General features: G+C 64.8%; 18 protein-coding genes and 1 rRNA gene. 7 read left to right on the top strand and 12 right to left on the bottom strand.

What is annotated here, in order from left to right:
• Positions 1-3: 3 nt before the first annotated feature.
• The 3 genes from antC to AC1RMG_RS06780 all read left to right on the top strand — a co-directional run bounded on the left by antC (position 4) and on the right by AC1RMG_RS06780 (position 3,889).
• The gene (gene antC / locus AC1RMG_RS06790) at positions 4-1,026 is read left to right on the top strand and encodes an anthranilate 1,2-dioxygenase electron transfer component AntC (RefSeq protein WP_065364671.1); all 1,023 of its coding nucleotides are present in this window, start codon (positions 4-6) and stop codon (positions 1,024-1,026) included.
• A gap of 67 nt (positions 1,027-1,093) precedes the next feature.
• Complete coding sequence (locus AC1RMG_RS06785) at positions 1,094-2,494, top strand: amino acid permease (RefSeq protein WP_011059120.1); 1,401 nt, start codon at positions 1,094-1,096, stop codon at positions 2,492-2,494.
• A gap of 186 nt (positions 2,495-2,680) precedes the next feature.
• A complete protein-coding gene (locus AC1RMG_RS06780) occupies positions 2,681-3,889 on the top strand; it encodes a benzoate/H(+) symporter BenE family transporter (protein ID WP_493168803.1) in 1,209 nt (402 codons plus the stop codon).
• A 27-nt stretch (positions 3,890-3,916) separates the two neighbouring features.
• Here AC1RMG_RS06780 and pdxR read toward each other — a convergent pair whose 3' ends face one another.
• The 3 genes from pdxR to kynB form a co-directional block, all read right to left on the bottom strand.
• A complete protein-coding gene (gene pdxR, locus AC1RMG_RS06775) occupies positions 3,917-5,416 on the bottom strand; it encodes a MocR-like pyridoxine biosynthesis transcription factor PdxR (RefSeq protein ID WP_065364673.1) in 1,500 nt (499 codons plus the stop codon).
• Positions 5,417-5,681: 265 nt separating this feature from the next.
• Positions 5,682-6,533: a tryptophan 2,3-dioxygenase gene (gene kynA / locus AC1RMG_RS06770; RefSeq protein WP_011059117.1), complete on the bottom strand. Its 852-nt coding sequence runs from the start codon at positions 6,531-6,533 to the stop codon at positions 5,682-5,684.
• Between the two features lie 93 nt (positions 6,534-6,626).
• Entirely contained in the window at positions 6,627-7,280 is a 654-nt protein-coding gene (gene kynB / locus AC1RMG_RS06765; protein WP_368994782.1) for an arylformamidase, read from the bottom strand.
• 286 nt (positions 7,281-7,566) lie between these two features.
• On the opposite strand from kynB, the gene AC1RMG_RS06760 reads away from it, so the two are divergent.
• The 3 genes from AC1RMG_RS06760 to AC1RMG_RS06750 all read left to right on the top strand — a co-directional run bounded on the left by AC1RMG_RS06760 (position 7,567) and on the right by AC1RMG_RS06750 (position 9,038).
• Positions 7,567-7,911: a cupin domain-containing protein gene (locus AC1RMG_RS06760; RefSeq protein WP_011059115.1), complete on the top strand. Its 345-nt coding sequence runs from the start codon at positions 7,567-7,569 to the stop codon at positions 7,909-7,911.
• Positions 7,912-8,037: 126 nt separating this feature from the next.
• Complete coding sequence (locus tag AC1RMG_RS06755) at positions 8,038-8,523, top strand: Xre family toxin-antitoxin system antitoxin (protein ID WP_015634047.1); 486 nt, start codon at positions 8,038-8,040, stop codon at positions 8,521-8,523.
• A complete protein-coding gene (locus tag AC1RMG_RS06750) occupies positions 8,520-9,038 on the top strand; it encodes an RES family NAD+ phosphorylase (protein ID WP_011059113.1) in 519 nt (172 codons plus the stop codon). Before AC1RMG_RS06755 ends, AC1RMG_RS06750 begins: the two co-directional genes overlap by 4 nt.
• 331 nt (positions 9,039-9,369) lie before the next feature.
• On the opposite strand, the gene mmsB is transcribed toward AC1RMG_RS06750, so the two are convergent.
• Together mmsB and AC1RMG_RS06740 are read right to left on the bottom strand one after the other, a co-directional pair.
• Positions 9,370-10,257: a 3-hydroxyisobutyrate dehydrogenase gene (gene mmsB / locus AC1RMG_RS06745; RefSeq protein ID WP_053156260.1), complete on the bottom strand. Its 888-nt coding sequence runs from the start codon at positions 10,255-10,257 to the stop codon at positions 9,370-9,372.
• A gap of 10 nt (positions 10,258-10,267) precedes the next feature.
• Positions 10,268-11,794 carry a CoA-acylating methylmalonate-semialdehyde dehydrogenase gene (locus AC1RMG_RS06740; protein ID WP_019096001.1) on the bottom strand — a complete coding sequence of 509 codons (1,527 nt, stop codon included), beginning with the start codon at positions 11,792-11,794 and terminating at the stop codon, positions 10,268-10,270.
• Positions 11,795-11,943: 149 nt separating this feature from the next.
• Here AC1RMG_RS06740 and AC1RMG_RS06735 point away from each other — a divergent pair, with 149 nt between their 5' ends.
• Positions 11,944-12,894, top strand: coding sequence for a LysR family transcriptional regulator (locus AC1RMG_RS06735; protein ID WP_011059110.1), 951 nt, complete (start codon positions 11,944-11,946; stop codon positions 12,892-12,894).
• A 46-nt stretch (positions 12,895-12,940) separates the two neighbouring features.
• Here AC1RMG_RS06735 and yfiB read toward each other — a convergent pair whose 3' ends face one another.
• The 7 genes from yfiB to rrf form a co-directional block, all read right to left on the bottom strand.
• Entirely contained in the window at positions 12,941-13,435 is a 495-nt protein-coding gene (gene yfiB, locus AC1RMG_RS06730) for an outer membrane lipoprotein YfiB (protein ID WP_015634043.1), read from the bottom strand.
• A 14-nt stretch (positions 13,436-13,449) separates the two neighbouring features.
• The gene (dgcN, locus tag AC1RMG_RS06725; protein WP_041115800.1) at positions 13,450-14,718 is read right to left on the bottom strand and encodes a diguanylate cyclase DgcN/YfiN; all 1,269 of its coding nucleotides are present in this window, start codon (positions 14,716-14,718) and stop codon (positions 13,450-13,452) included.
• A complete protein-coding gene (gene yfiR, locus AC1RMG_RS06720) occupies positions 14,715-15,296 on the bottom strand; it encodes a regulatory sequestration protein YfiR (RefSeq protein WP_026020227.1) in 582 nt (193 codons plus the stop codon). The genes dgcN and yfiR overlap by 4 nt, the downstream gene beginning before the upstream one ends.
• Positions 15,297-15,412: 116 nt before the next feature.
• Positions 15,413-17,494 carry an exodeoxyribonuclease V subunit alpha gene (gene recD / locus AC1RMG_RS06715; protein ID WP_493168800.1) on the bottom strand — a complete coding sequence of 694 codons (2,082 nt, stop codon included), beginning with the start codon at positions 17,492-17,494 and terminating at the stop codon, positions 15,413-15,415.
• Entirely contained in the window at positions 17,491-21,183 is a 3,693-nt protein-coding gene (gene recB / locus AC1RMG_RS06710; protein WP_493168798.1) for an exodeoxyribonuclease V subunit beta, read from the bottom strand. Before recB ends, recD begins: the two co-directional genes overlap by 4 nt.
• Positions 21,180-24,632, bottom strand: coding sequence for an exodeoxyribonuclease V subunit gamma (recC, locus tag AC1RMG_RS06705; RefSeq protein WP_493168796.1), 3,453 nt, complete (start codon positions 24,630-24,632; stop codon positions 21,180-21,182). Before recC ends, recB begins: the two co-directional genes overlap by 4 nt.
• Before the next feature lie 163 nt (positions 24,633-24,795).
• A 5S ribosomal RNA gene (rrf, locus tag AC1RMG_RS06700) occupies positions 24,796-24,911 on the bottom strand.
• Positions 24,912-24,996 lie beyond the last annotated feature (85 nt).

The raw sequence follows: 24,996 nt of genomic DNA, 5'->3' as shown, positions 1-24,996 counted from the left end.
CCCATGACGCACAAGGTCGCGTTCAGCTTTGCCGACGGCAAGACCCTGTTCTTCCCGGTCAAGGCCAATGAAATCCTGCTCGACGCCGCCCTGCGCAACGGCATCAAGATCCCCCTGGACTGCCGCGAAGGGGTGTGCGGCACCTGCCAGGGCCGTTGCGAGTCGGGCCAGTACAGCCAGGACTATGTGGACGAAGAAGCCCTCAGCGCCCAGGACCTGGAACAGCGCAAGATGCTCACCTGCCAGACCCGGGTGCAGTCCGACGCAGCGTTCTATTTCGATTTCGACTCCAGCCTGTGCCACAGCGCCGACCCGGTGCAGTTGCAGGGCTCGGTGATCGACGTGCGCCAGGTGTCCGAAAGCACCGCCATCCTCCACCTGGATCTGGGCGGCCATCAGGCGCCACTGGATTTCCTCCCGGGCCAGTACGCCCGCCTGAGCATCCCCGGTACCGGCACTAGCCGGGCCTACTCCTTCGCCAACCGGCCGGCGGCGGACAACCAGTTGCAGTTCCTGATCCGCCTGCTGCCCGACGGGGTGATGAGCAACTACATCCGCGAGCGCTGCCTGGTGGGCGACACCCTCCAGCTGGAGGCGCCGCTGGGGGCCTTCTACCTGCGCCAGATCAGCCGTCCGCTGATCCTGGTGGCCGGTGGCACCGGGCTCTCGGCCCTGCTGGCGATGCTCGAACAGATCGTCGAGCAGGGCTGCCAGCAGCCGGTGCACCTGTACTACGGCGTGCGCCACAGCCGCGACCTGTGCGAGCTGGAGCGGATCCAGGCCCATGGCGAACGCCTGGCGGACTTTCGCTTCACCCCGGTGATCAGCGACGCCGACCCGGATTGGCCGGGCAAGCGCGGCTACATCAGCGAACACTTTGACAGCAGCGAACTGCGGGACCAGGACACCGACATGTATGTGTGCGGGCCGCCGCCAATGGTCGACTCGATCCGGATCTGGCTGCAAGAACAGCAACTTAACCGCGTTCAGCTGTATTACGAGCGGTTCACCGAGAGTAATATCTGATCCCGTCAGCATTCGCCGTGATCGACCCCGATCGATCCTGATAACAACTAGAAGAGAGCGCACATTAGTGGATCAAACCTTGAAGCAGGGTGAACTCAAGCGTGGCTTGAAGAACCGCCATATTCAGCTGATCGCCCTGGGCGGGGCGATCGGCACCGGACTGTTCCTCGGCTCGGCCGGGGTTCTCAAATCCGCCGGACCTTCGATGATCCTGGGCTACGCGATTGCCGGGTTCATTGCCTTCCTGATCATGCGCCAGCTGGGGGAAATGATTGTCGAGGAGCCGGTGGCCGGTTCCTTCAGCCACTTCGCGCACAAGTACTGGGGCGGCTATTTCGGCTTTCTCGCGGGCTGGAACTACTGGGTGCTGTATGTCCTGGTGGGCATGGCCGAGCTCACTGCGGTGGGCAAGTACGTGCAGTTCTGGTGGCCGGAGATCCCCACCTGGGTCAGCGCAGCGGTGTTCTTCGTGCTGGTCAACCTGATCAACATGATGAACGTGAAGTTCTTCGGCGAGGCCGAGTTCTGGTTCGCCATTATCAAGGTAGTGGCCATCGTCGGCATGATCGTCCTCGGCTGCTACATGCTGTTCAGCGGCAGCGGCGGCAGCCAGGCCTCGGTGAGCAACCTGTGGTCACACGGCGGCTTCTTCCCCAACGGCGGCACCGGCCTGCTGATGGCCATGGCCTTCATCATGTTCTCCTTCGGCGGCCTGGAACTGGTGGGCATCACTGCCGCCGAAGCCGCCGAACCGCGCAAGGTCATTCCCAAGGCCATCAACCAGGTGGTCTACCGGGTGCTGATCTTCTACGTCGGCGCCCTGGCGGTGCTGCTGTCGCTGTACCCGTGGGACGAACTGCTGGTGAGCCTCAACGCTGGCGGCGACGCCTACAGCAGCAGCCCGTTCGTGAAGATCTTCTCGCTGATCGGCAGTGATGCCGCAGCGCAGATCCTCAACTTCGTGGTCCTGACTGCGGCGCTGTCGGTGTACAACAGCGGCGTGTACTGCAACAGCCGCATGCTCTATGGCCTGGCCGAACAGGGTGACGCACCCAAGGCGCTGATGAAGCTCAACAAGCAGGGCGTGCCGATCCTGGCCCTGGGCATTTCCGCGCTGATCACCCTGCTCTGCGTGCTGGTCAACTACCTGGCGCCCCATGAAGCGCTGGAGTTGCTGTTCGCCCTGGTGGTGGCCGCATTGATGATCAACTGGGCGCTGATCAGCCTGACCCACCTGCGCTTTCGCAAGGCCATGGCCGAGCAGGGCGTGGTGCCTTCGTTCAAGGCCTTCTGGTCGCCGCTGAGCAACTACCTGTGCCTGGCCTTCATGGTGATGATCGTCGGCGTGATGTGGATGATCCCCGGCATCCGTGCCTCGGTGTACGCGATCCCGGTGTGGGTCCTGGTGATCTGGGGCTTCTACCTCCTGAGCCGGGCGAAGAAAGCTTCGCAACCCGCCCTGCGCTAAGCCCACAGGTTCACGCCACACCCCCGAGCCCGGCCTTATCCAAGGCCGGGCTTTTTTGTCGGCGCCGCCAAAGTGGTCTGCCAGCAAACAAGAATGTGGCTCGAAACGATAGTCCATCCGTTACCTAGAATCGGGCCTCTCCCGGCGCTTGGGCCAGGGAGCCTGTTCCTTGACGGAGAGTGGCTTATGAACAGAACCGCGACAGGCCTTAGACCGGCCGATATCTTCTCTCCCACCGTGGCGGCACTGATCTCAGTGCTGGTGAACTATGGCGGGACCTTCATCCTGGTGTTCCAGGCCGCTGAACTGGCCCGGCTGACACCCGCCCAGACCACCTCCTGGGTCTGGGCCGTGTCCCTGGGCGTGGGCCTGAGCGGCATGTGGCTGAGCCTGCGCTACAGGGCGCCGATCATTACCGCCTGGTCTACCCCCGGGGCGGCCTTCCTGGCCACGGTGATGCCCTTCACGCCCTATGCCGAGGTGATCGGCGCCTACCTGATTTGCGCCCTGGGGTTCATCGTCCTGGGCGGGTCCGGGGCTTTCGACAAGCTGGTGCGCCTGATTCCCAAGGGCATCGCGGCTGGCCTGCTGGCAGGCATCCTGCTGCAGTTCGGGATCAACGCCTTTGGCGGCGCGAGTGCCGATCCACTGCTGGTGATCGTGCTGGTACTGTCCTATGCGGTGCTGCGGCGCTTCACTTCACGCTTTGCCGTGGTGGGCATCCTGTTCATCGGCCTGGCGTTGCTGATCGTCCAGGAGCGAGTCGACTTCGCCAACGTGCACCTGAGCTTCGCCGCTCCCCTGTTCACTGCGCCACAGTTCTCCGTGTCGGCCTTGCTCGGCGTGGCCCTGCCACTGTTCGTCATCACCCTGACCGGCCAGTACATGCCGGGCATGCTGGTGTTGCGCAATGACGGCTTCCAGACCAGCGCCAACCCGCTGCTCACGGTCACCGGTTTGGGCTCGCTGATCATGGCGCCGTTCGGCGCTCACGCATTCAACGTGGCGGCGATCACGGCGGCGATCTGTACCGGCGAGGATGCCCACCCGGACCCGGGCAAACGCTATATCGCCGGTATCGCCTGCGGCGTTTTCTACATCCTGGTGGGGACCTTCGGGGTCACCCTGGCGACCCTGTTCATGGTCTTGCCCAAGGCCTTTATCACCACCCTGGCCGGCCTGGCATTGCTGGGGGCAATCGGCGGCAGCCTGGCCAACGCCATGGCCGATACGGCCACCCGGGAAACCGCGCTGATCACCTTCCTTGCCACTGCCGCCAACGTCACTCTGCTGGGGATCGGTGGTGCCTTCTGGGGGCTGGTTGCCGGGCTGACCGTGCACCTGTTGATCCTGGGCCCGCGCAGCGCCCTGGCACTGGAACGCGCCAAGCCCTGACCGCCGGCGCTGGAAAAAGGCCGCTGGCTAGGGCTTTCCCAGGGCCTGGGCCAGACGCGCCATCGCCGCCTCGATCTCATGGGCGCTCAGGGACGCATAGCCCAATAGCCAGCCCTGCTGCTTCTGCTCGCCCGCATAAAGCCGGCTGAGCCCCGGCAACTGGATGCCAGCCCTGGCCGCACGTTGCTGGGTCAGCTCTTCGCTCCAGCCGGGTTCCAGAAGACACGGGACCTGCAAACCGCCGGGTGGCGGCAAGGCCCTGGCAATGCCCGGCAAATGCCGCCCTATGGCCTCGAGCATGGCCTGCCGGCGCCCGGCGTAGAGCTTGCGCATGGCCCGTACATGGGCGTTGTAGTGCCCCTCCTCCATGAACCGCGCCAGGGTCAGCTGGAGGATCTGCGGCGTGTGCCCGTCCATGATGCTGCGGGCACTGCTGAAGGCCCCCACCAGTTCGGCGGGCAGGATCATGTAGCCCATGCGCAGGCCCGGATAGAGAGTCTTGCTGAAGGTGCCGATGTACAGGGTGCGCCGAAACGGGTCCAGGCCCTGGACGCAGGCGGTGGGCAGGCCCTCGTAGTGGAACTCGCTGTCGTAGTCGTCCTCGATGATCCACCGGTCGTGCTCGGCGGCCCAGCGGGTCAGCTCCAGGCGGCGCTCCAGGGACAGGGTGGCACCCGTGGGGTACTGGTGCGAGGGCGTCACATAGACACAGCGGGCGCCGCTGCGGTCGGCTCGCAACAGGTCGGTGCGGATGCCCTGGCCATCCACATCAATGGGCACGATCCGCGCCTCGGCCGCCTCGAAGGCCTTGCGCGCGCCGAAGTAGCCCGGGTTCTCCATCAGGATCGGCTTGCCGGCGTCCACCAGCAGTTGCGCGCACAGGAACAGCGCCTGGCGAGTGCTGCTCAGCACCAGGATCTGCTCGGGCTGCACCTTGGCCCCGCGTTCCAGGTTGAGGTAGGCGGCAATCGCCTTGCGCAGGGGCAGCGCGCCCTGGGGATCGCCATGCAGCAGCACGCTGGCACGGTAATCCTTCAATGCCTGGCGTTGCAGGCGCTCCCAGACCTCCAGCGGGAAGCTGCGGGTTTCCGGCAAACCGGTAGCGAAGGCCGTGACCGCCTGCTGATCGCTGACCCCACCCCGCGCCAACAGTGCCGCGCCGCGCCGGCTCAGGCCCGCTCCCGGTTCCGGGCTGTGGGCCGGCAACCCTTGCTGGAGCTGGCGCCGGCGGGACGGGCCACGCAATTGGGCACCGATGGTTTCGCAGACATAGCTCCCCGAGCCTTTGCGCCGCAGGACAAAACCGTCGCGCTGCAACTGCACATAGGCGTTTTCCACGGTGTCACGCGATACCGCCAGCGACTTGGCCAGGGCCCGGGTCGCCGGCAGCTTCACGCCGGGGCCCAGGGCGCCGTCGAGGATCAGCCCGCGCAAGGCGCGCTGGATGCGCTGGTGCAGGTCCAGAGGGCGGAACTCAGGATCGCTGAGCCGCATCTTGAGGGTTTCAAGCTCGAAGGTCCGGGACATGTGGTCTGCCTCAGAGAGTAAAAATGGTGCACCGAAGGCGGCCACCTTATCCCCAGAGCGCAACTGCCGCCAGCGCCCGCTGCTCTCTAACGACCTCTGTAGCCGCTGCCGCAGGCTGCGATAAGGTCCGGAGGACCTTCCAGACCTCAAGAGCGCGTCTGCTGCGCTGCCGATCGCAGTCTGCGGCAGCGGCCGCACCAGGGTCTCAGGGAGTCAGACGCCGGCAGGCACATGAAAACGCCCCGGCAGGCGGGGCGTTTTCGGGTCAGAGCGAGGAGCGCACTCGCCACAGTTCGGGAAACAGCACGGTGTCGAGCATCTTGCGCAGGTAGCCCACGCCTTCGGTGCCGCCGGTGCCGGGCTGGAAGCCGATGATGCGCTCCACCGTGGTCACATGGCGAAAGCGCCACTGGCGGAAGGAGTCTTCCAGGTCGATGAACTTCTCCGCCAACTGGTACAGGTCCCAATAGGCCGAAGGGTTGGCGTAGACCTCGCGCCAGGCCGCTTCCACCGACGGGTCATGCTGAGTCGTGGTGGTGCTGTCCAGTGCCAGGCGCGCAGGGTCGATGCTCAAGCCGCTACGGGCCATCAGGGCAATCGCCTCGTCATACATGGACGGGGTGGCAATCGACGCTTCCAGCGATTGCAACAGTTCGGGACGATGGGCATGGGGCCGCAACAGGGCCGCGCTCTTGTTGCCGAGGATGAATTCGATCTCCCGATACTGGAACGACTGGAAGCCCGAGGACTGGCCCAGGTAAGGCCGGATCGACTTGTACTCGGACGGCGTCATGGTGGCCAGCACCGCCCAGGCGTGCACCAGTTGATCGAAAATCCGCGAAACCCGCGCCAGCATCTTGAACGCCGGCGGCAACTGGCCCTGGCGCACATGCTCGCGGGCCGCCTTGAGCTCGTGCAGCATCAGCTTCATCCACAGCTCCGAGGTCTGGTGCTGGATGATGAAGAGCATCTCGTTGTGGTCCGGCGACAGGGGGTGCTGGGCGCTGAGGATGCGCCCCAGGTCCAGGTAGTCGCCGTAGCTCATGGAGTCGGAAAAATTCAGCTCGGCGTTATGCCACTCAGCCGGCGGATTGCTTGAAAAGGGACATTGGCTCATCGCGTGGGCTCCTCGCCTCAGGCAGCGGTTGCCCATCGCTGGCTGCGCAGCCCGGATCGGGATGCACAACGGCGCGAAGGGCCAGCTGTGTATTTATTGTAGGAATGAATCGGCCAGGGGGCGCAGGATCGCCCGCACCGGACTGGCGTCCAGGTGAGCGAAGCGCAGTGGCAGGGCAATCAGTTCGTAGTCGCCTTCGGCAACCTCATCGAGAACCACGCCTTCGAGGATCGCCATGCCATGGCGGGCCACGGTGTTGTGGGCGTCCATGGTCTTGGACTGCTGGGGGTCGAGGGACGGGGTGTCGATGCCGATCAGGCGCACGCCGAGGCTGGCCAGCAGCTCGACAGTGGCTGGAGCAACGGCAGTAAAGTCCGGGTCCCAGGCACTCAGCGGAGCCTGTGGATAAGTACGCAGCAACACTCGCGCAGGCAAGTTTTCGAGGCGCCCGAGCAACGCCTCGGGCTGCACCAGAACACCGCTGTCCAGGCAGTGCAGGACCCGGCACGGGCCCATGTAGACATCCAGCGATACTTCACCGATGGGCAGGCCGTCCGGCCGGTAATGCAGGGGCGCATCGACATGGGCACCGGTGTGGGGCGACAGGGTCACCCGCCCGACATTCACCGGGCACTCGGGGCCGAACTGCCAGACGCGCTCCTCCTGGAACGGCGTATCTCCCGGCCAGGTCGGGGTTGCGGTACTCAACGGCGGGCTGATATCCCACCAGCGTGGTGTATTTTCCATTCGTGCGGCTCTTAGGTCACTCCGAGCTGAATGATACGAGCGAAACCGGTAAAGATTCTTGCGAAATAACTCGGGCAGCCGCGGATATTTCGCAATTACTGCTAACAAAGCCCTGTTTGCCGAATGAATCTTGCAACCGCCACGCCTCTTCCCGGCCCTGCGCCCAGCCACCTCGATTCGGGGCCGCGCTGCGCTTCTGGATACCCCGAGGTCGAGTACAGACAACCCCCTGCCCGCCAGGCGCTATAGGGTGCGGCTTCAGTTCTCTGCCTGCTAGGAGCACAGCATGTCCCAACCCATCACCGTTCTTCGCGACACTCATCCGCTGCCGGTGCTCGACGCCTGCAAGTGGGAAAAACTCCAGGGCGATCCGCACACCGTCAACCTCAACGCCTACACCAGCGAGGATGGCAGCAAGATCATGGGCACCTGGATCTGCACCCCGGGCAAATGGCGGGTGGCCTATGAAAAGTGGGAGTACTGCCATTTCCAGGAAGGCTACTGCGTGATCACCCCGGACGGCCGCGACCCCATCCACCTGCGCGCCGGCGATATCTTCGTAGTGGAGCCCGGGATGAAAGGCACCTGGGAAGTGGTGGAAACCGTGCGCAAGTACTTCGTCTTCGCCTGAGCCCTCCCTCGATACCGGGAGCCCGCGCCAGCCGGGCTCCCCTGGCCGTGTTGCGATTCAAGCCAGCGTCTTTTGCCAAATGTCTATATAATCACTGCCAAATGGCAAAAGGCAGGAGCAGCACTCATGGTCGCGCTGACAGGCACCGGCCTCGTTCCCAAGCGGCGAGGCAAACTGGTATTGAAAGAGCAGTCCTCGGACATCCTTCTGGGTGGCCGGGCACGCTTTGACGATCGTATCTCGATCTATCGCCTGACCGAGGAGGGCATCCCGCTGACGGCGATCATCAAGTTCGTCTCCTCGGTACCCATGCTCAAGGACGAACAGGTCCTGGCCAAGATCATCGGCCTTTCCGAACGCACCCTGCACCGGCGCCTGAAAACCCCGGACGAGCCGCTGAACCCGGAACAGAGCGCCCGTGCGGTGCGCTTCGCCCAGGTGCTGGCCAAGGCCGAGGACATCTTCGGCAGCAGTGAAGAGGCCCAGGAGTGGATGGCCAAGCCGGTGATGGGCCTGGACGGCCACAAACCGGTGGACCTGCTGACCAACCCCATCGGTTTCGAACTGGTGGACGAGTTCCTCACCCGCCTGGAATACGGGGTCTATCAGTGATCAGTGTGCCGGGCAGCAGCACCCTTCACTTCTGGCGGCTGGACGCCGCCCGGCACGCCGACAGCTGGGACAGCGGCATTGGCGCCGAGCTGTGTGGCGGCCGCTGGAACTCCAAGGGCGTGAAGGCGGTGTACGCCAGCGCCGACCCGGCCACGGCGATTCTGGAAGTGGCGGTGCACAAGGGTTTTGCCGCCCTGGACAGCGTGCCCCATGTACTCACCGGCGCCCTGATCCAGGACCCGACCGCCATCTACCGAGTCGATGAAAACCGTATTCCCAACCCCAACTGGCTGGTGCCGGGGATTCCCAGCGCCGGCCAGCAGAAGTTCGCCGATCAGTTGCTGGCGGACCACCCTTTCGTGCTGGTGCCCTCGTCGGTTTCCCGGCACAGCTGGAATATCCTGATCAATCCGCTGCTGGCCAAGGGGCTGTACCAGGTGGTGATCCAGGAACGCTTCGGCCTCGACACCCGCCTCAACCCTCCCTCCGGCACCGTTGCCAGCCGGCCGAACTGAGCCGGGCAAAAAAAAGCGGGAACCTGCCCGACGCAGGTTCCCGCAAATGCCCCGGCTGAAGGGGCTGCATTCAATGACGCGTGGAGCCGCTGCTGAGCCCGCGAAGCTGCGAAAAGGACCGAAGGGCCTTGCCTGGCGATATCCAGACAAACCTCTGCCGGGTTTGAGACCGCTGCGTCTCCTGCGGAGCCGTCGCAGCCTGCGGCAGCGGCTACACCGCCCCTTGTAGCCGCTGCTGAGCCGCAGGACCTTGTTTGACGATACCCAGAGAAACCACTGGCGGCGAGATTGCCGCGCAACCCCGCCAGCGCCCCTCCCGACAAGCGACGCCTTACTGCGGCTTGCGGTAGCTGTTGACGATGGCCGAGAAGTCCTTGCCACCTTCCCCACGCTGGCTCATGGCCTGGTACAGCTGCTGGGCCACGGCACCGAGCACCACCGGCTGGTGGGCCTGGCGCGCGGCTTCGGTGGCCAGCCCCAGGTCCTTGAGCATCAGCTCGGCACCAAAGCCTCCGGTGTAGCCGCGGGACGCCGGGGCGGTTTCAATCACGCCCGGCCACGGGTTGTAGGTGTCGGAACTCCAGCACCGGCCGGTGGAGCTGTTGATGATCCCCGCCAGCACTTGGGTGTCGATGCCCAGGGCATCCCCCAGGGCCATGGCTTCGCTGACGCCGATCATCGAGATCCCCAGCAGCAGGTTGTTGCAGATCTTGGCGATCTGCCCGGTGCCCACTTCACCGCAGTGCACGATGTTGCGGCCCATCTGCGCCAGCACCGGTTGCAGGGTGGCGAACAGTTCGGCGCTGGCGCCGACCATGAAGGTCAGGGTCCCGGCCTGGGCACCGCCGGTGCCACCGGATACCGGTGCATCGGCCATGGCCACGCCCTGCTTGGCGGCGGCTGCGGCCACTTCACGGGCGGTCTGTGGGTCGATGGTGCTGCAATCCACCGCCGGAACGCCGCGGCCAATACCCGCCAGTACCCCATCCTCGCCCAGCCAGACGCTGCGCACATGGGCCGCAGCGGGGAGCATGGTGATCACCAGTTCGGCACCTTCGGCAGCGGCCTTGGGCGAAGCACTGATACGCCCGCCCAGTTGCGCCAGCTCGGCCAGCACGCTCTGGTTGAGATCGAACAGGTTCAACTGATGGCCGGCCTTGATCAGGTTGCGGGCCATGGGCGCGCCCATGTTGCCCAGGCCGATAAATGCAATGTTCATGTCAGGCTCCTCAACGCAGGCTGATGGTGGTGTTCACACCGTCATTGACGCTGTCGTCGTCGAACCAGCGGCTGGTGACGGTCTTGGTCTGAGTGTAGAACTGCACCACTTGCTTGCCGTAGGGGCCCAGGTCGCCAAGCTTGGAACCGCGGGAGCCGGTAAAGCTGAAGAATGGAACCGGCACCGGAATCGGGATGTTGATGCCCACCTGGCCGACGTCGATTTCGCTCTGGAACTTGCGCGCCGCCGCACCGCTCTGGGTGAACAGGCCGGTGCCGTTACCGAAGGGGTTGGCGTTGACCAGGGCGATGGCCTGGTCCAGGGTATCCACCTCCAGCACCACCAGCACCGGGCCGAAGATTTCCTGGGTGTAGATCTGCATGTCAGTGGTCACCCCGGAGAACAGGGTCGGGCCGATGAAGTTGCCCTGCTCGTAGCCCGGAACCTTGATGTCGCGGCCATCGAGCTCCAGCTTGGCGCCTTCTTTCACGCCGCTTTCGATCAGCTCCAGAATCCGCGCCTTGGCACGCTTGGAGACCACCGGGCCGACATCGGTGCCCGGCTCGCTGCCGGCGTTGACCTTGAGTTTCTGCGCCAGGGCCTTGAGGTCCGGCAACCATTGTTTCGCCGCCCCCACCAGCACCACCACCGAGGTGGCCATGCAACGCTGGCCGGCAGCGCCGAAGCCGGCGCCCACCAGGGCATTGAGGGTCTGTTCGCGGTTGGCGTCGGGCAGCACCACGGCGTGGTTCTTCGCGCCCATCATCGATTGCACGCGCTTGCCGTGCTTGCCCGCCAGGTCATAGACGTGGGTGCCGACCGCGGTCGAACCGACGAAGGACACCGCCTTGATGTCCTTGTGGGTGCACAGCGCATCCACCACGTCCTTGCCGCCGTGCACCACGTTGAGCACACCGGCCGGCACCCCGGCTTCCACCGCCAGCTCCACCAGCAGCATGGTTGACAGCGGGTCCTGCTCGGAAGGCTTGAGGACGAAGGTGTTGCCGCAGGCGATGGCCATCGGGAACATCCACAGCGGAATCATTGCCGGGAAATTGAACGGGGTGATCCCGGCGCACACGCCGATCGGCTGGCGCAGGGTGTAAGTGTCCACGCCGCCGGCGACGTTTTCGGCGAATTCGCCCATCTGCAGGGTGCCGATGGAGCAGGCATGCTCCACCACTTCCAGGCCGCGGAAGATGTCGCCCTCGGCGTCGGCGATGGTCTTGCCCTGCTCGGCGCTGAGGACCACGGCAATGCGTTTGGAGTGCTCGCGGATCAGGGCCTGGAGCTTGAGCATGATGCGCATCCGCGCGCCGATCGGGGTCAGTTTCCAGGTCTGGAAGGCGCGCTGGGCAGCGGCGATCGCGGCGTCGACTTCAGCGGCAGTGGCAAAGGGCACCTTGGCCAGCACTTCCTGGGTCGCCGGGTTGACGATGTCGTGCCATTCCTGGCTCTGGGACTGGACCCATTCACCGTCGATCAGCAGTTTGACCTGTTGCAGGGTGGTGCCGTCGGGCTTGAGGGATGCGTTCATGGGGTCTCCTGACTTCTTGAGTTCTTATGCAGGGAAACCAAGGCGGGCAAGCGCCTTGAAAGAGGGGCTGTCGCGAGTTGGTATCGGACGGTTTTTGGAGTATAGATGTGCAAACTTCTAATAAGAACGCACATAAAAACCGGTCCATCATGCAAAAAAACATCACCTCGCTAAGCACCCTGAACTGGGACGACCTGAAGTTTTTCCTCGAAGTGGCGCGCACCCGCAAGGCCAGCAGCGCGGCCAAGCGCCTGGCGGTGGACTACACCACGGTATCGCGGCGCATCGGGTCCCTGGAAACCGCCCTGGGCACCTTGCTGTTCGAAAAGTCCCGCACCAACGGCTTTGTCCTCACCGCCGAGGGCCAGCGCCTGCTGGGTTATGCGGAGTCCATCGAAAGCACCCTGCACATGGCGTGCGAGCAGGTCTCGGGCTCCGGAGTGGCGTTGTCCGGCCATGTGCGCATGGGCTGCACCGAAGGCTTCGGCACCTTCTTCATCACCCCGCAACTCAGCCACTTCCTCGACGCCTACCCGGCAATCTCGGTGGATATCCTGCCGCTGCCGCACTTCATCAGCCTGTCCAAGCGCGAGGCGGATATCGTCATCGCCCTGGAACGCCCGGAGCACGGCCCCTATGTGTGCTGCAAGCTGTGCGACTACCGCCTGCAGCTGTACGCCACCCAGGAATACCTCGACCGCCACCCGCCGATCCGCCGCCCCGGCGACCTGGGCGAGCATCAATTCATCAGTTATGTGGATGACCTGGCCTTCAGTTCCGAGCTGCTGTACCTGGCCAATGTGGTGCCCGGGGCCAGCGCCAACCTGCGCAGCACCAGCGTGATTGCCCAGTACGTGGCAGCGCAGCAGGGCCGCTCGCTGGCGATCCTGCCGTGCTTCCTGGCGGCCCAGGACCCGCGCCTGCTGCCAGTGCTGCCCAAGGAAATCAACCTGACCCGGCAATTCTGGATGTACTGCCGGGAGGATCTCAGGAAGTTGAAGCGCATCACCCTGTTATGGGATTACATCCGCGAGGTGACCGAGCAGAATCGGCCGCTGCTCATGGGCGAGAGTCGCAGCATGCGCTTCGCCGCCCCCTGACCCTTAGCGGCCGCAAGGCTGCAGCCGCAACCCGGCAGGTCGTCGATCAGTCGGCGATCACCACGATCGACACCCGACGGTTCTCGGTACGCCCGGCCACGGTGCTGTTGGAGGCCACCGGCTCGCTGCTGCCCAGGCCGCGCAGCTGGATGTTTTCTTCACGCATGCCAACCTGGGTCAACACCTTGACCACGCTCTTGGCCCGGCGCACGGACAGTTGCACGTTGTAGGCCTCCTTGCCCGACGCGTCGGTGTGACCGTCGACCCGGACCTTCTGGATATCGACGCTGAGCAGCGCCTTGCCGATGCGCTGGACGATCTCGGTGCTGGCCTGGTTCAGGGTTTCCACATCGCTGCCAAACAGCACCTTGCCCGACAGGCCAAAGGCCCAGCCTTCATCCGTCAGTTCGAAGCCCTCCTGTTTCAGTACCGCGATCTGTTTCGGGGTCAGACCTTTGGGCGGCACGCTCTGACAGCCGGCCAGGGCCAGCAGGGCCATGAACACCAGAGTGCTGAACAGTCGAACCGAACGTTGCGTCATCGAGAACAAGGGAATTAGCTCCTGTTTTGAACCTGAACGATAGGGAGCTCCGCCCCCACTGTGTGTTGCCCGCCTCGCGAACCGCGCTTGGCTTGGTACATGGCCGCGTCGGCGGCATTCAACAGACTGCCCGGTGTCGCACCATGATCCGGGTACACGGCAATACCGATACTCAGCGATGTCAGGATCGACAGGCTGCCGGGCAGTTGAATCGGTACTTCCATGCTGCTGATGATCTTGTCGGCGATGCGCTGGGCATCCTCGACCCGGTGCAGCGGGGTCAGCAGCACGGCAAATTCGTCCCCGCCCAGGCGCGCCACCAGGTCGTCCTCGCGCAACTGCGCGCGAATCCGCGTGGCCACAGCCACCAGCACCGCATCGCCGGCGGCGTGGCCGAAGTTATCGTTGATCTCCTTGAACCGGTCGCTGTCGAGAAACAGCACCGCCATGCGCTCGTTGAGCTTGTTGGCGCTACGCAGGGCACGGATCAGCCGGCCTTCGAAGAACGCCCGGTTGGGCAGGCCGGTCAGGCTGTCGTGGCTGGCCTGGTGAGCCAGGGTTTCATTCTCGCTTTGCAGATGGGTCTGCCAGGCTTCCAGCTCATCGAGCAGGGCGTTGAAGTCGTTGCCCAGGTTGTCCAGTTCGGCGATTTCCGCAGGCGGCACCCGCTGATCGAAGGCCCGTTCGCGCCGGGCCGCGTGCGCCACATCGGCGAGGCTGCGCAACGGCCCGGTGATGCCCCGCAGCTGGCGGCGCGCCAGGTACAGCGCCAACCAGGCGCTGAGGGCGATGCACAGCACGATGCCCACCAGGCCACTGAGGAGAAACCGCAACAGGCTGCCGCCATGGCCGGTGACATTGATGGTGCCGATTTCCCGCCCCTGGTGCAGGATCGGCAGGCTGATGGGCTTTTCCAGAAAGGCGCTGGCAACGTGCATTTCCAGGTTGGTCAGAAAGCCGCTTTCCGGGCGCTGCCAGCTGGCCAGCAACTGGCCCTGGCTGTCATACACCTTGGCGTCGGCCACCTCTTCGGTGGAGGCGATCAGGGCCAGGGCCTCGGTGGCCACCACACTGTCGTTGAACACCACTGCAGCTTCCACGGTGTAGCTGATGGAGCGGGCGATCAGGTGCAGGTTGTGATCGGCGTACACGCGCAGGGCCAACACCCCGAGAAAGGTCAGGGACAGGCTGGCCATGGAGATCGCCAGCAGAGCGACGATCAGGTGGCCGCGACCGATGACCGACCGCAGTGTAGGGCGGGCGTTGGGCTTGAACAGTTTCATGGGGCCGCCGGACGACGACGGGAAAGCTGCAGCACGCTGGGATGAATCTTCACCCCACTGCGCGCCACGGAATCCAGGTTGACCTCGAACGACACCTGGCTGTCGCCGACCCGCAGGCAGAACAGGCTACCCACGGTGCACTGGTCGCCCCCCTCACTGATGCTCAGCACCGGTTGCCCGATCAGCGAGTTGAACAGACGGGTACGCTCATCATTGGACAATTTGCCGACATAGACCGAATCGCACTCACTGGCCAACGACGGGTTGTTGGCCAGCAGACGCCGCACCAGCACCGGGCGGCCGGTGGCCTGGGTCGCGCCCTTGAGCAGGTCATCGGTGTATTCGGTGGGGCCAACCACGCACAGACGCAGTTGCGCAGGCTCCACGGGCCAGCGAGCGTAGCTGAGAATGCCCAGCACCACTTGGGTTACAGCCTTGGCCCGTTGCTCGGCCAGGCTCGCGGACGCCGGTGGCTCCGACTGCGCGATGGCCAACAGGCTGAACAGGCAGAGAATGGTCGACAGCACACACTGTCTCCACCCCAAAATGCGCTCTGTCCTCAAGACAGCCACGTCCATGCAGGGATTCTCTTTGATTTTCACGGAAATGATGCCGCAACGATAGCACAGCCCGGGAAAATGCAGCGAGACCAACGCCCGAGCACGATGCCTGAGAAAAGCCGGAAACATGGGCGTCAGTCCAACTCCAGCATCAACCCGCTCAGACGCTTGACCTTGCGCCGAACAGCCTCTTCGAACACTCCGGCACGGGGCTCGATCAGGCTGAACCAGTCCTTGGCCCGGGTGATACCGGTGTAGATCAGCTCCTTGGTCAGCACCGGGTTCAGGGCGTCGGGCAGGATCAACGCGGTGTGGGCGAACTCCGAGCCCTGGGACTTATGCACAGTCATGGCGTAAACGGTTTCCACGTCATTGAGCCGGCTTGGCAGCACCAACCGCACCCCGCCCTGGCCATCGTTGCGCGGAAAGGCGACGCGCAGCACCTGACGCCCCGCCTCCGAGCCTTCCTGCTCAGGCAGTTTCAGGGCGATGCCGATATCACCGTTCATCAGGCCCAGGCCGTAATCGTTGCGGGTCATCAGCACCGGGCGACCCTCGTACCATTGCTGGTCGCTGTCGATCAGCCGGGCCTTGAACAGCGCCTGGGTGATCCGCAGGTTCAGGCCTTCGACACCCCAGGGGCCCTTGCGCACCGCGCACAGCAATTGGAAGCGATCAAAGGCCTGCAGGACATGGCGCGCCCAGTCGGTCCAGCGCCGATCCTCCAGAGGCGTACCCGGCGGCGGGCGCTGGCTGCGCAGTACATTCAGGTAGTGGCGGTAGCCTTGCGGCCCCTCGCCATGGCCCTCCAGCAGCAGCCGCTCCAGGGCCCGATCCTGCTCGCCCTTGAGGCTCAGGCCATACAGGTCGGCATGGCTGCGAGCCGCCAGCAGGCGCCGGGCTTCATCGGCCTGCTGCTGGTTGACCCAACGCGCCAGCTGGCCGATGCCGCTGCCTTCGCCGAAACGCCGGGAATGGCGCAGCATCACCACCTGCTGCGCCAGGGGATGCTGGTGGGCGCTGTCTTCCTGCAGGCCGCTGGCTCCCAGGTTCTCGCCACTGACCGCCTCCAGCCAGGCCCGGGTCTGCGGGTTGTACCAACCGGCCTCGGCGTCACGGCACAGGTCGCCGAGCACGGCGCCGGCTTCCACCGAGGCCAGTTGGTCCTTGTCCCCCAGCAACACCAGGCGTGCATGGATGGGCAAGGCGTCCAGCAGGTTGGCCATCATTTCCAGGTCGATCATCGAGGCTTCGTCCACCACCAGGACATCCAGGGGCAAGCGGTTGCCGGCGTGATGGCGGAAATGCCGGGTGCTCGGGCGATTGCCCAGCAAGCGGTGCACGGTGGTCACCTCGCTGGGGATCATTTCCCGCACCTCATCGGGCACCGCCAGGGAACGCACCTGCAAGCTGATGGACTCGGTCAGGCGCGCCGCGGCCTTGCCGGTAGGCGCCGCCAGGCGAATGCGCAGCGGCTTGCGTGCTTCCACCGCCGGGCCCTGGAGCAAGGCCAGCAGGCGTACCACGGTGGTGGTCTTGCCGGTGCCGGGGCCGCCGGTGATGATGCTGAAGGCGCCCCGGGTGGCCAGGGCACAGGCGAGTTTCTGCCAGTCGACGGGCCCCGCCGCCTTGGCCGGGCCAAACAGCCCGTCGAGGCGCGCCGCGAGGTTTTCCGGCGTGGCCTCGGCCAAGGCCAGGCGCTGGCGCAAGGCGTTGTCGATACGCCGCTCATCGGCCCAGTAGCGGCGCAGGTACAGGCGCTTGCCGGACAGCACCAGCGGCCGCTGCCGGGAAGACTCGGCATGATCCGCCGCCAGGGCCACCAGGCGGCTGCCGGCCAGGACCTTGCACCAGTGCGCCCCTTCAAGCCCCATCAACACCTGGGACGGCAGCGCCGGTGCGCCGTTTTGTGCGTCGCCTTCGGGCGGCAGCGACAGGGCGAAGTCCGGCTCCTTGAGGGTTTCGAACAGGTCCAGGCAGACATGCCCGTGCCCCAGCTGATGGCTGGTCAGGGCCGCGGCCATCAGTACCAGCGGATCACAGCCCGGGTCCAGCTCATGCAGGAAGCCGACAAAGGCCCGGTCCAGGGAACGCAGCCAGCCGCGCTCGACCCAGCGTTCAAGCAACAGCAGCAAGTCCTCGGCGCGGCTCAGGGGCGCCAGGTCGAAGGCCGGTTGCGGCGCCTGGTCCAGTGCATCGAACAGGTCCTGGGTCATAGCAACACTCCCTGCTCCCAGGCGGGCTCGGCCTTGGGTGGCTCGGGCTGGCCCTGGAACATGCGGTCCAGTTGCTCGATCAACTGTCGAGGCGGCCGGGCGAAGTAGGCCCCCTGGCTGGCGGCACGGGTGCCCCGCAGGAACAGGTACAAGGCGCCGCCCACATGGCGATCGTAGTCGTAGTCCGCCAGCCGGGCCTTCAATTGCCGGTGCAGGGCCAGCAGGTACAACACGTATTGCAGGTCGTAACGGTTGTCGAGAATCGATTGTTCCATGGCCTGCTCGGTGTAGGCCGCGTCGTCCGCGCCCAGCCAGTTGGATTTGTAGTCGGCCACGTAATAGCGGCCCTGGTGTTCGAAGGTCAGGTCGATAAAGCCCTTGAACATGCCGTTGAGCAATACCGACTCGGCAGTAACTCGGGGCGCGCCCTGATGGGTTTGCTGGCGTACCCGCTCATCGAGCTTGAGCACATCGACCTTGTGGCTGGCGAACCAGAACTCCATCTCGACCCGGTACTGGGTCAACTGCCCGAGCACCACCGGTGCCTGGCCCTCGCCCAGGGGCAAGGGCGCTTGCAGCAGGTGCTGCAGCCAGTCGCTCAGGGTCGGGATCCAGCCTTGCCAGCCGCGGCGATTGCAGCGCCGGCCCACGGCGTCCTCGATCGCCTCGGGGGCAGCGGCAAAACCCTCCTCCCCGGCCCACTCCAGCAGGCCATGAAGGAAGGTCCCGGGGTTCGGGCCGCGGGGGAAGCGGTGGATATCGCCGCCGCTGGCCAGGGTTTCCCGCGGAGCTTCGGGGTCCAGGCGTTCGTCGTCGAAGAGTTTCTGCGCCTGGGGGTTTTCCGGCGCCTCGGTGCTGCCCGCCCCCAGGATGTCGCTGATGCGCAAGGCACTGTAGGAGGCAATCCACCAGTTTTCCGCGGCGCGGCGGCTGGGCGTCAGCGGCGCCAGCAGGGTGGCCTCGTTGCGCGGTGGCTGATAGCGCTGGTCATCGACGACGGGCAGCTCGGACACGCCAATCGCAGCGCAGCCCTGCTGCAGGTCCAGCAGCCAGCGCAACAAGGCGCTGGATTCGCCCAGGACATCGCCGCCGCCCAGCAGGTAACCCAGGGCCGAAAGGTGCAATACCGAGCTGCTGTGATTGCCCCGCTTGAGATCGGCCACCCCCAGCCAGCAGGCATGCTGGGCCCGGGTCAGGGCCACATAGAGCAGCCGCAGGTCTTCCGCCAGGCGCTCTTCATCGGCCAGGGCAATCAGCTCCGGGGTGGGCCGCAGGCTGACCTGGGGCTTGCCGGCAGCATCGTGGTAATGCAGCGGCAAGCGGCTGCCATCCACCGGCTTGGTGGAACAGATGAAGGGCAGGAACACCAAGGGGTATTCCAGGCCCTTGGACTTGTGGATGGTCACCACCTTGACCAGTTGCTCATCGCTTTCCAGGCGCAGGATCTGCTCCTCCCCCGCCTGCCCGGACAGCGCCAGGTGCTCGGCCAGATGGCGGATCAGGGCCTGCTCGCCGTCGAGTTCGGCGGCGCTTTGTTGCAGCAGCTCGGACAAGTGCAGAAGGTTGGTCAGCACCCGCTCGCCATCACTGCGGGCCATCAGCGCCTGGGGCAGCTGGAAGTCATGCAGCAGGCGCCGCAACATCGGCAGCACGCCCTGGCTGCGCCAGATCGCCCGGTAGCCACGGAACTGCATGACCCGCGCTTCCCAGGCCAGTTCATCCTGGTTGAGCCGCTCCAGCTCCAGCAGCGGCAGGTTCAGGGTCAGGGACGCCAGGGCCGCGCGCAGCGGCCGCTCCACGTCCGGCTCGGCGCAAGCCTTGAGCCACACCAGCACATCCCGGGCTTCCTGGGCGGCGAACACCGAGTCCTTGTCCGACAGGTACACACTGCGCACCCCGCGGGCGGCCAGCTCGCCGCGCACGGCCTGGGCCTCCTTGCCATCGCGCACCAGGATCGCGATATCCGCCGGCAGCAAGCCTTTCAGCGCTTGCTGCTCACGGACAAACCCACTGCGCCCCTGCTGGCCGCCATTGAGCAGGCCGACAATCGCCGTGGCGCAAGCCGCCGCCTGATGCTGGCGATACTGGGCCCCGGACAGCGGCTGTTCCGAAGGCAATTGCCAGAAGTTAAGTGCCGGCACCGGCTGGCCGTCGACCAGCAATTGCTCCTTGCGCCCCTGGGCGGCCACCGCCAGGAATGGCACCGGGTTCTCGCCATCCGCTTCGCGAAACAGGAAGGCTCCCTGTCCCTGCGGCCGCTGTTCGGCTTGCAGGAACACATGGTTGACCGCGCTGACCATCGCCTGGCTGGAACGGAAGTTGGTGCCCAGGGTGTGCAGGCGCCCGCTGGTGGCCTGGCGTGCCCGCAGGTAGGTGTAGATATCGGCGCCACGAAAGGCGTAGATCGCCTGCTTGGGATCGCCGATCAGGAACAGGCCGGTCTCGGGGTCGTTGGCCTCGATCCGGTAGATGCTTTCGAAGATCCGGTACTGCACCGGGTCGGTGTCCTGGAATTCGTCGATCAGGGCCACCGGGAACTGCTCGCGGATCAGGGTCGCCAGGCGCTCGCCGCCATCGCTCTGCAGGGCGCTGTCCAGGCGCAGCAGCATGTCGTCGAAGCCCATCTCGGCGCGCCGCCGCTTCTCTTCTTCGAAACGTGCCCCCACCCATTGCGCGGCGTGTTGCAGGACCGCCGCATCCGGGCTGGGCAAGGCATCGAGGCTGGCCTTGAGCCCGGCCATGGCGTCGAGCCCGGGGTGATCGGGGGCCGCGCCTTTCCAGGCCTCGCTCATGCCTTCGGGGGTCAGGCGGGTGAAGCCGGTGCCGATGTCCAGTTGCTCGACGGATTCGTCCTCGGCCCAGGCACTGATCTTTTCGAACCAGGGCTCGAAGAACCGGGCCTGCATCTTGCGCCCGTCGACGCTCTTGCCGGCCACGCCTTGCAGGCAGATCTCCCGCAGTTGCGCGGCCCACTCGCGCCAGGGCGCCTTGATCTGCACCAGGGCTTCACGACGTTCTTGCAGGCAGGCTTCGATCAACTCGCTCGGCGTCTGCTCGGGTGGGTCCCGACGCTCGTTGCCGAACATTGCCCGCACTCGGGGCATGAGTTCGGCCGGCCCGACCCAATGGCTGCGCACCCAGTTCAGGGCATCCCCCTGCATCGGGTAGCAGAACAGCCGCCAGTAATCGCGCAGAACCTGGCCCAGCAGGTCGCTGTGATCGGTTTCCAGGGTCTGGGTGAACAGGCTGCCGCTGTCGAACGCATGTTCGCGCAACATGCGCTGGCACCAACTGTGGATGGTCGAGACCGCGGCCTCATCCATCCATTGCGCGGCGATGTCCAGGCGATTGGCACAGGCGGCCCACTGCTCGACGGGGTATTGCTCACGCAACTCGACGATCAGGCCATCGGGGGCGCTGGTTTCATCGCGAAAGAAGCGCGCGGCTTCCGCCAGGCGCGTGCGAATGCGCTCGCGCAATTCCTTGGTGGCGGCATCGGTAAAGGTCACCACCAGTATCTGCGGCGGCAGCAATTCACGCCCGAAACCCGCCGCCTCGCCGCCATGGCCCAGCACCAGGCGCAAGTAGAGCGCGGAGATGGTGAAAGTCTTGCCGGTACCGGCACTGGCCTCGATCAACTGGCTGCCGCGCAGAGGAAATGCCAGGGCCAGGGGAGCTTGTGCAGTCATGCGCCTGCCTCCTCGCCGAGCGCCGAACGCCAGGGAGCATTCAACAGGGGTCGATAAAGGGTCTCGGCCCAACCGCTGAAGGTTTCATCGGCGATCAGTGCGTTGTAGTCGGCGAATTGGCGGGCCAGGGCCGGGCTTTGCCGGCGTTCGCCCTCGCTGTTCTGGCCGTCGCCATCGTAGGTCTTGCGTGCAGCGGCCGCGGCTTTGTCCGGGTCGCTCTGGCCCAGCCAGGCGAAGGCGGTCTTGATCGCCACCGGCAGCGGCTGGCGCATGCCGGCCTGCCAGGCCTGCAGCAGGTTGCCGAGAATCTGCCGGGCCACCTCCTGCTCCAGCGGCGGCAACAACAGGCTGTCATCGCTGGCCACCAGCGCGGTGGTCAAGGAGTAGCCACTGGCGCAGGCCAGCAGATGATTGACCCAAGGCTTGATCAGCCGATGCCATTTACGGGTCTTGGTCGAGCCGATGCCGTTGGGGATGGCGCTCACAGCCAACAACCCGCCATCAGCTCGCTGGTGCAGGCTGCTGAGCCAACCTTCCAGGCGCACGCCTTGCAGTTCCAGGCTCACCGGCAGCGCACTGGTTACCGGGGTCGGCCACAGGTCGAGCAGTTGCCGATAACGCTGCAACAGGTCCGGCAGGGGCTCCAGCAGTTCGCGCTGCAGGCATTCGCCAAAACCGGCCATGGGCAACAGGCCACTGGCTTGCAGCCTCCGGGCCTGGGCCTGCAAGGCTTGCTCGGGCTGCGCTGCGTCGCCCAGCGCCGCTTCCAGCAGGCTGTCGCTGAGGCTGTAGCGCTGCAGGGCATCGAGCACGAAGGGCTCTTCATCGGCCAGCGGTGCTTCCATGGCTTCAAAGAACACCTTGAGCCTTTGGCTGAAGAAATGCCGCACCGGGTTGCGCAGGAAATCCTGCAACTGGGCAAGGCTCAGGGGCTCGTCCTGGACATAGGGTTCCAGGCGTTCGATTGCGCCCAGTTCCTCTCGGACCTGATGCAGCACTTGCCACTCCCGGGCGTAGCTGAACAGCGTGTCGCTGTCGTGGAAATAGCGAGCACTGAAGGGTTGCAGGGGATGCTCCTGGGTCAGGGCCTCCAGCAGGGAGTCCTGCTCATCGGGCAGTCGCCAGCCGCTGGCCAGGTGATCGCGCAACTGGCCGATCAGGACCGAGGCCGGGCGCTCGCTGTTGTCGCGAATGCTGCGGCCAACCCAACTGACATAAAGTTGGTCACGAGCCGAGAGCAGGGCTTCAAGCAGTAGGTAACGGTCGTCTTCGCGCCGTGATCGGTCGCCGGGGCGGTAGTCGCTACCCATCAGGTCGAAGTCCAGAGGCGGCTGCGCCCTGGGGTAATCGCCATCGTTCATGCCCAGCAGGCACACCAGCTTGAAGGGAATGGCGCGCATCGGCATCAGGGTGCAGAAGTTCACCGCTCCGGCGAGGAAACGCTGGGACAGGCGCCCCTGGTCCAGGCCGGCCAGCCAGGCTTCGCGGACCACCGTCAGCGGCAACTGATCTTGCAGGCCCACAGACTCGCAGGTTTCCAGCCAGTTTTCCCGCAGGTCGTCGAGCTGTCCCAGCAGGTAATCATCGTGCTCGTTGCTGGCAAGGAAGAACTGTTCCAGCAGGTTGTGCAGGCGCTCGCCCCACTCCGCCGGAACCGCCGGCTGGGTGAGTTGCTGGTAGGCGAACTGCAGGGCGTCAAGAAGGGCGACCAGGGGACCGATCAGCGCCGCATCCAGGCCACCGATCTCGTCATAAGGCTCGATACCGTCACAGGCGTCGGAGCGGCCGACGGCATAACCCAGGAGCATGCGCCGCAGGCCGAAACGCCAGCTGTTCTGCTCCAGTTCCGGGGGCAGCCCCAGTTCTGCGCGCTGCTCGGCATTCATTCCCCAACGGATGCCGGCACCTTCAATCCAGCGGTGCAGGGTCGGCAGGTCGGCTTCGTCGACGCCAAAACGCGCACGCAGGGCTGGAACGTCCAGCAGGTCGAGAATCTCACTGACCGGAAAACGACTGTCCGGCAGCTTCAATAGATGTTCGACGGCGATCAGCAGCGGGTCACGGCCACGCTGGCCCTGGTCAGTGAGGGTAAAGGGAATGAAGCGCCGGTCATCCCGCTCCAACTGGCCGAACACGGCGCGGATATGCGGGGCGTAGCTGTCGATATCCGGGACCATGACGATCACATCCCGGGGCCGCAGGTCGGGCTCTGCACTGAAGCGCGCCAGGAGCTGGTCGTGAAGGATTTCCACTTCTCGCTGGGCGCTGTGGGCAATGTGAAAACGGATCGATTGGTCGTGCTGGATATCGACCTGCGGCCACAACTCACGTGTTTCGTTCAGCGGGCGCAGTTCGAGAATGTCGTCCTGCAATTGCTGGAGCATGCTGGCCGGCTGGCTGTCACTGAACAGATCGATCCGGCCATCGCGAAAAGCGCTGCGATAGCTGTTGGGATCGTCATAGCTGTCCAGCAGGTTGATGTAGTCACGGCCTTGCTTGCCCCAGGCGGCCAGCAGCGGGTGGGCGTGCTGGTGCAGGGTTTGCGGATCCAGGGCCTGAGGCATGCCGGCCTTGCGCGCCTGGCGTTTGTATTGGTGGCGCAGCAGGTCCTTGTCGGCAACGATATCGGCCCAGTGATGGCGACAAGGGTTGTGCACACACAGCAGCACCTGACTGAAGCGGGCCAACCCGGCCAGTGCCTCCAGGGCCTGGGCCGGCAGCGAAGAGATACCGAAAACGATCACTCGGGACGGCAAGCCACTGGGCGCCACCTCCAGTTGGTTGATCCGCTCGATAAAGCGCTGGTGAACGCCTGCGCGACTCTGGGCCATCCCCTCGGTGCCGACATCCAACAGCAGCGCGCGCCATAGCTCGGCCTGCCAGCAGTTGGCAGGCGTCAGGGCCTTGGTTTCACCACGACCATTGCGCAGTTGGTGGCGGCCGGCGGCCCAATCCTCCAGCCAGTCGGCTCGATATACCTGGTATTGGTCGAACAGATCGGCCAGACGCTCGGCCAATTGATAGCGCTTGCGCAGGTCACTGTCGTGGGTCAGGAAGCGTTGCAGGGGTTCGAAATGCGGCTCATCGATCAACTCCGGCAACAGGCGCATCAGCCGCCAGGTCAGGGGAGCTTTATCCAGCAGGGATTTGGGCGGGATTTCGTCTCGCCCCAGGACCAGGCGGTACAACTGCCACATGAAACTGCCCGGCAATTGCACATCAATGGCAGCGGCAATACCGCAGCCACCGCCGTCATCCACTTCGGGGTCTTCGGCCAGGGCCAGTTTCAGCCATTGGGCGATACCGTTGCTCTGTACCAGGGCAATTTCATTTTCCAGGGGCGCCAGGGGATAACGCCGCATCCAACTGACCACCAGGCTGCGCAACTCGTCCAGGCGGTTACCGTGAACCACCATGAAACCAGGGTTGAGGGACGAGGCGTCCGGCATAAAGGCTTCCTTGGAGAATGCAAAAAGCTAGGGCGGAACCTTAGCACTGTCACCGGGCAGTGGCAGCCAGGTCGAGCAAACAGTGACAGAGAAAGCGCCGGGCTTTTATGTCGCGCAAAAACAAAACCCCAACTGCATGTGCAGTTGGGGTTTCGGAATTTAATCTTGACGATGACCTACTCTCACATGGGGAAACCCCACACTACCATCGGCGATGCATCGTTTCACTTCTGAGTTCGGGATGGGATCAGGTGGTTCCAACGCTCTATGGTCGTCAAGAAATTCGGTAGCCAGTCCGTTGCTTGTGCAACGTGCCAGCGAATGGGTATGTAATAGGTTTGTGTGTTCGCAAACTTTCGGTTTG

Source organism: Pseudomonas sp. GW822-FHT04H02, assembly GCF_058800645.1.
This window is presented reverse-complemented; position numbering and strand designations above follow the sequence as displayed.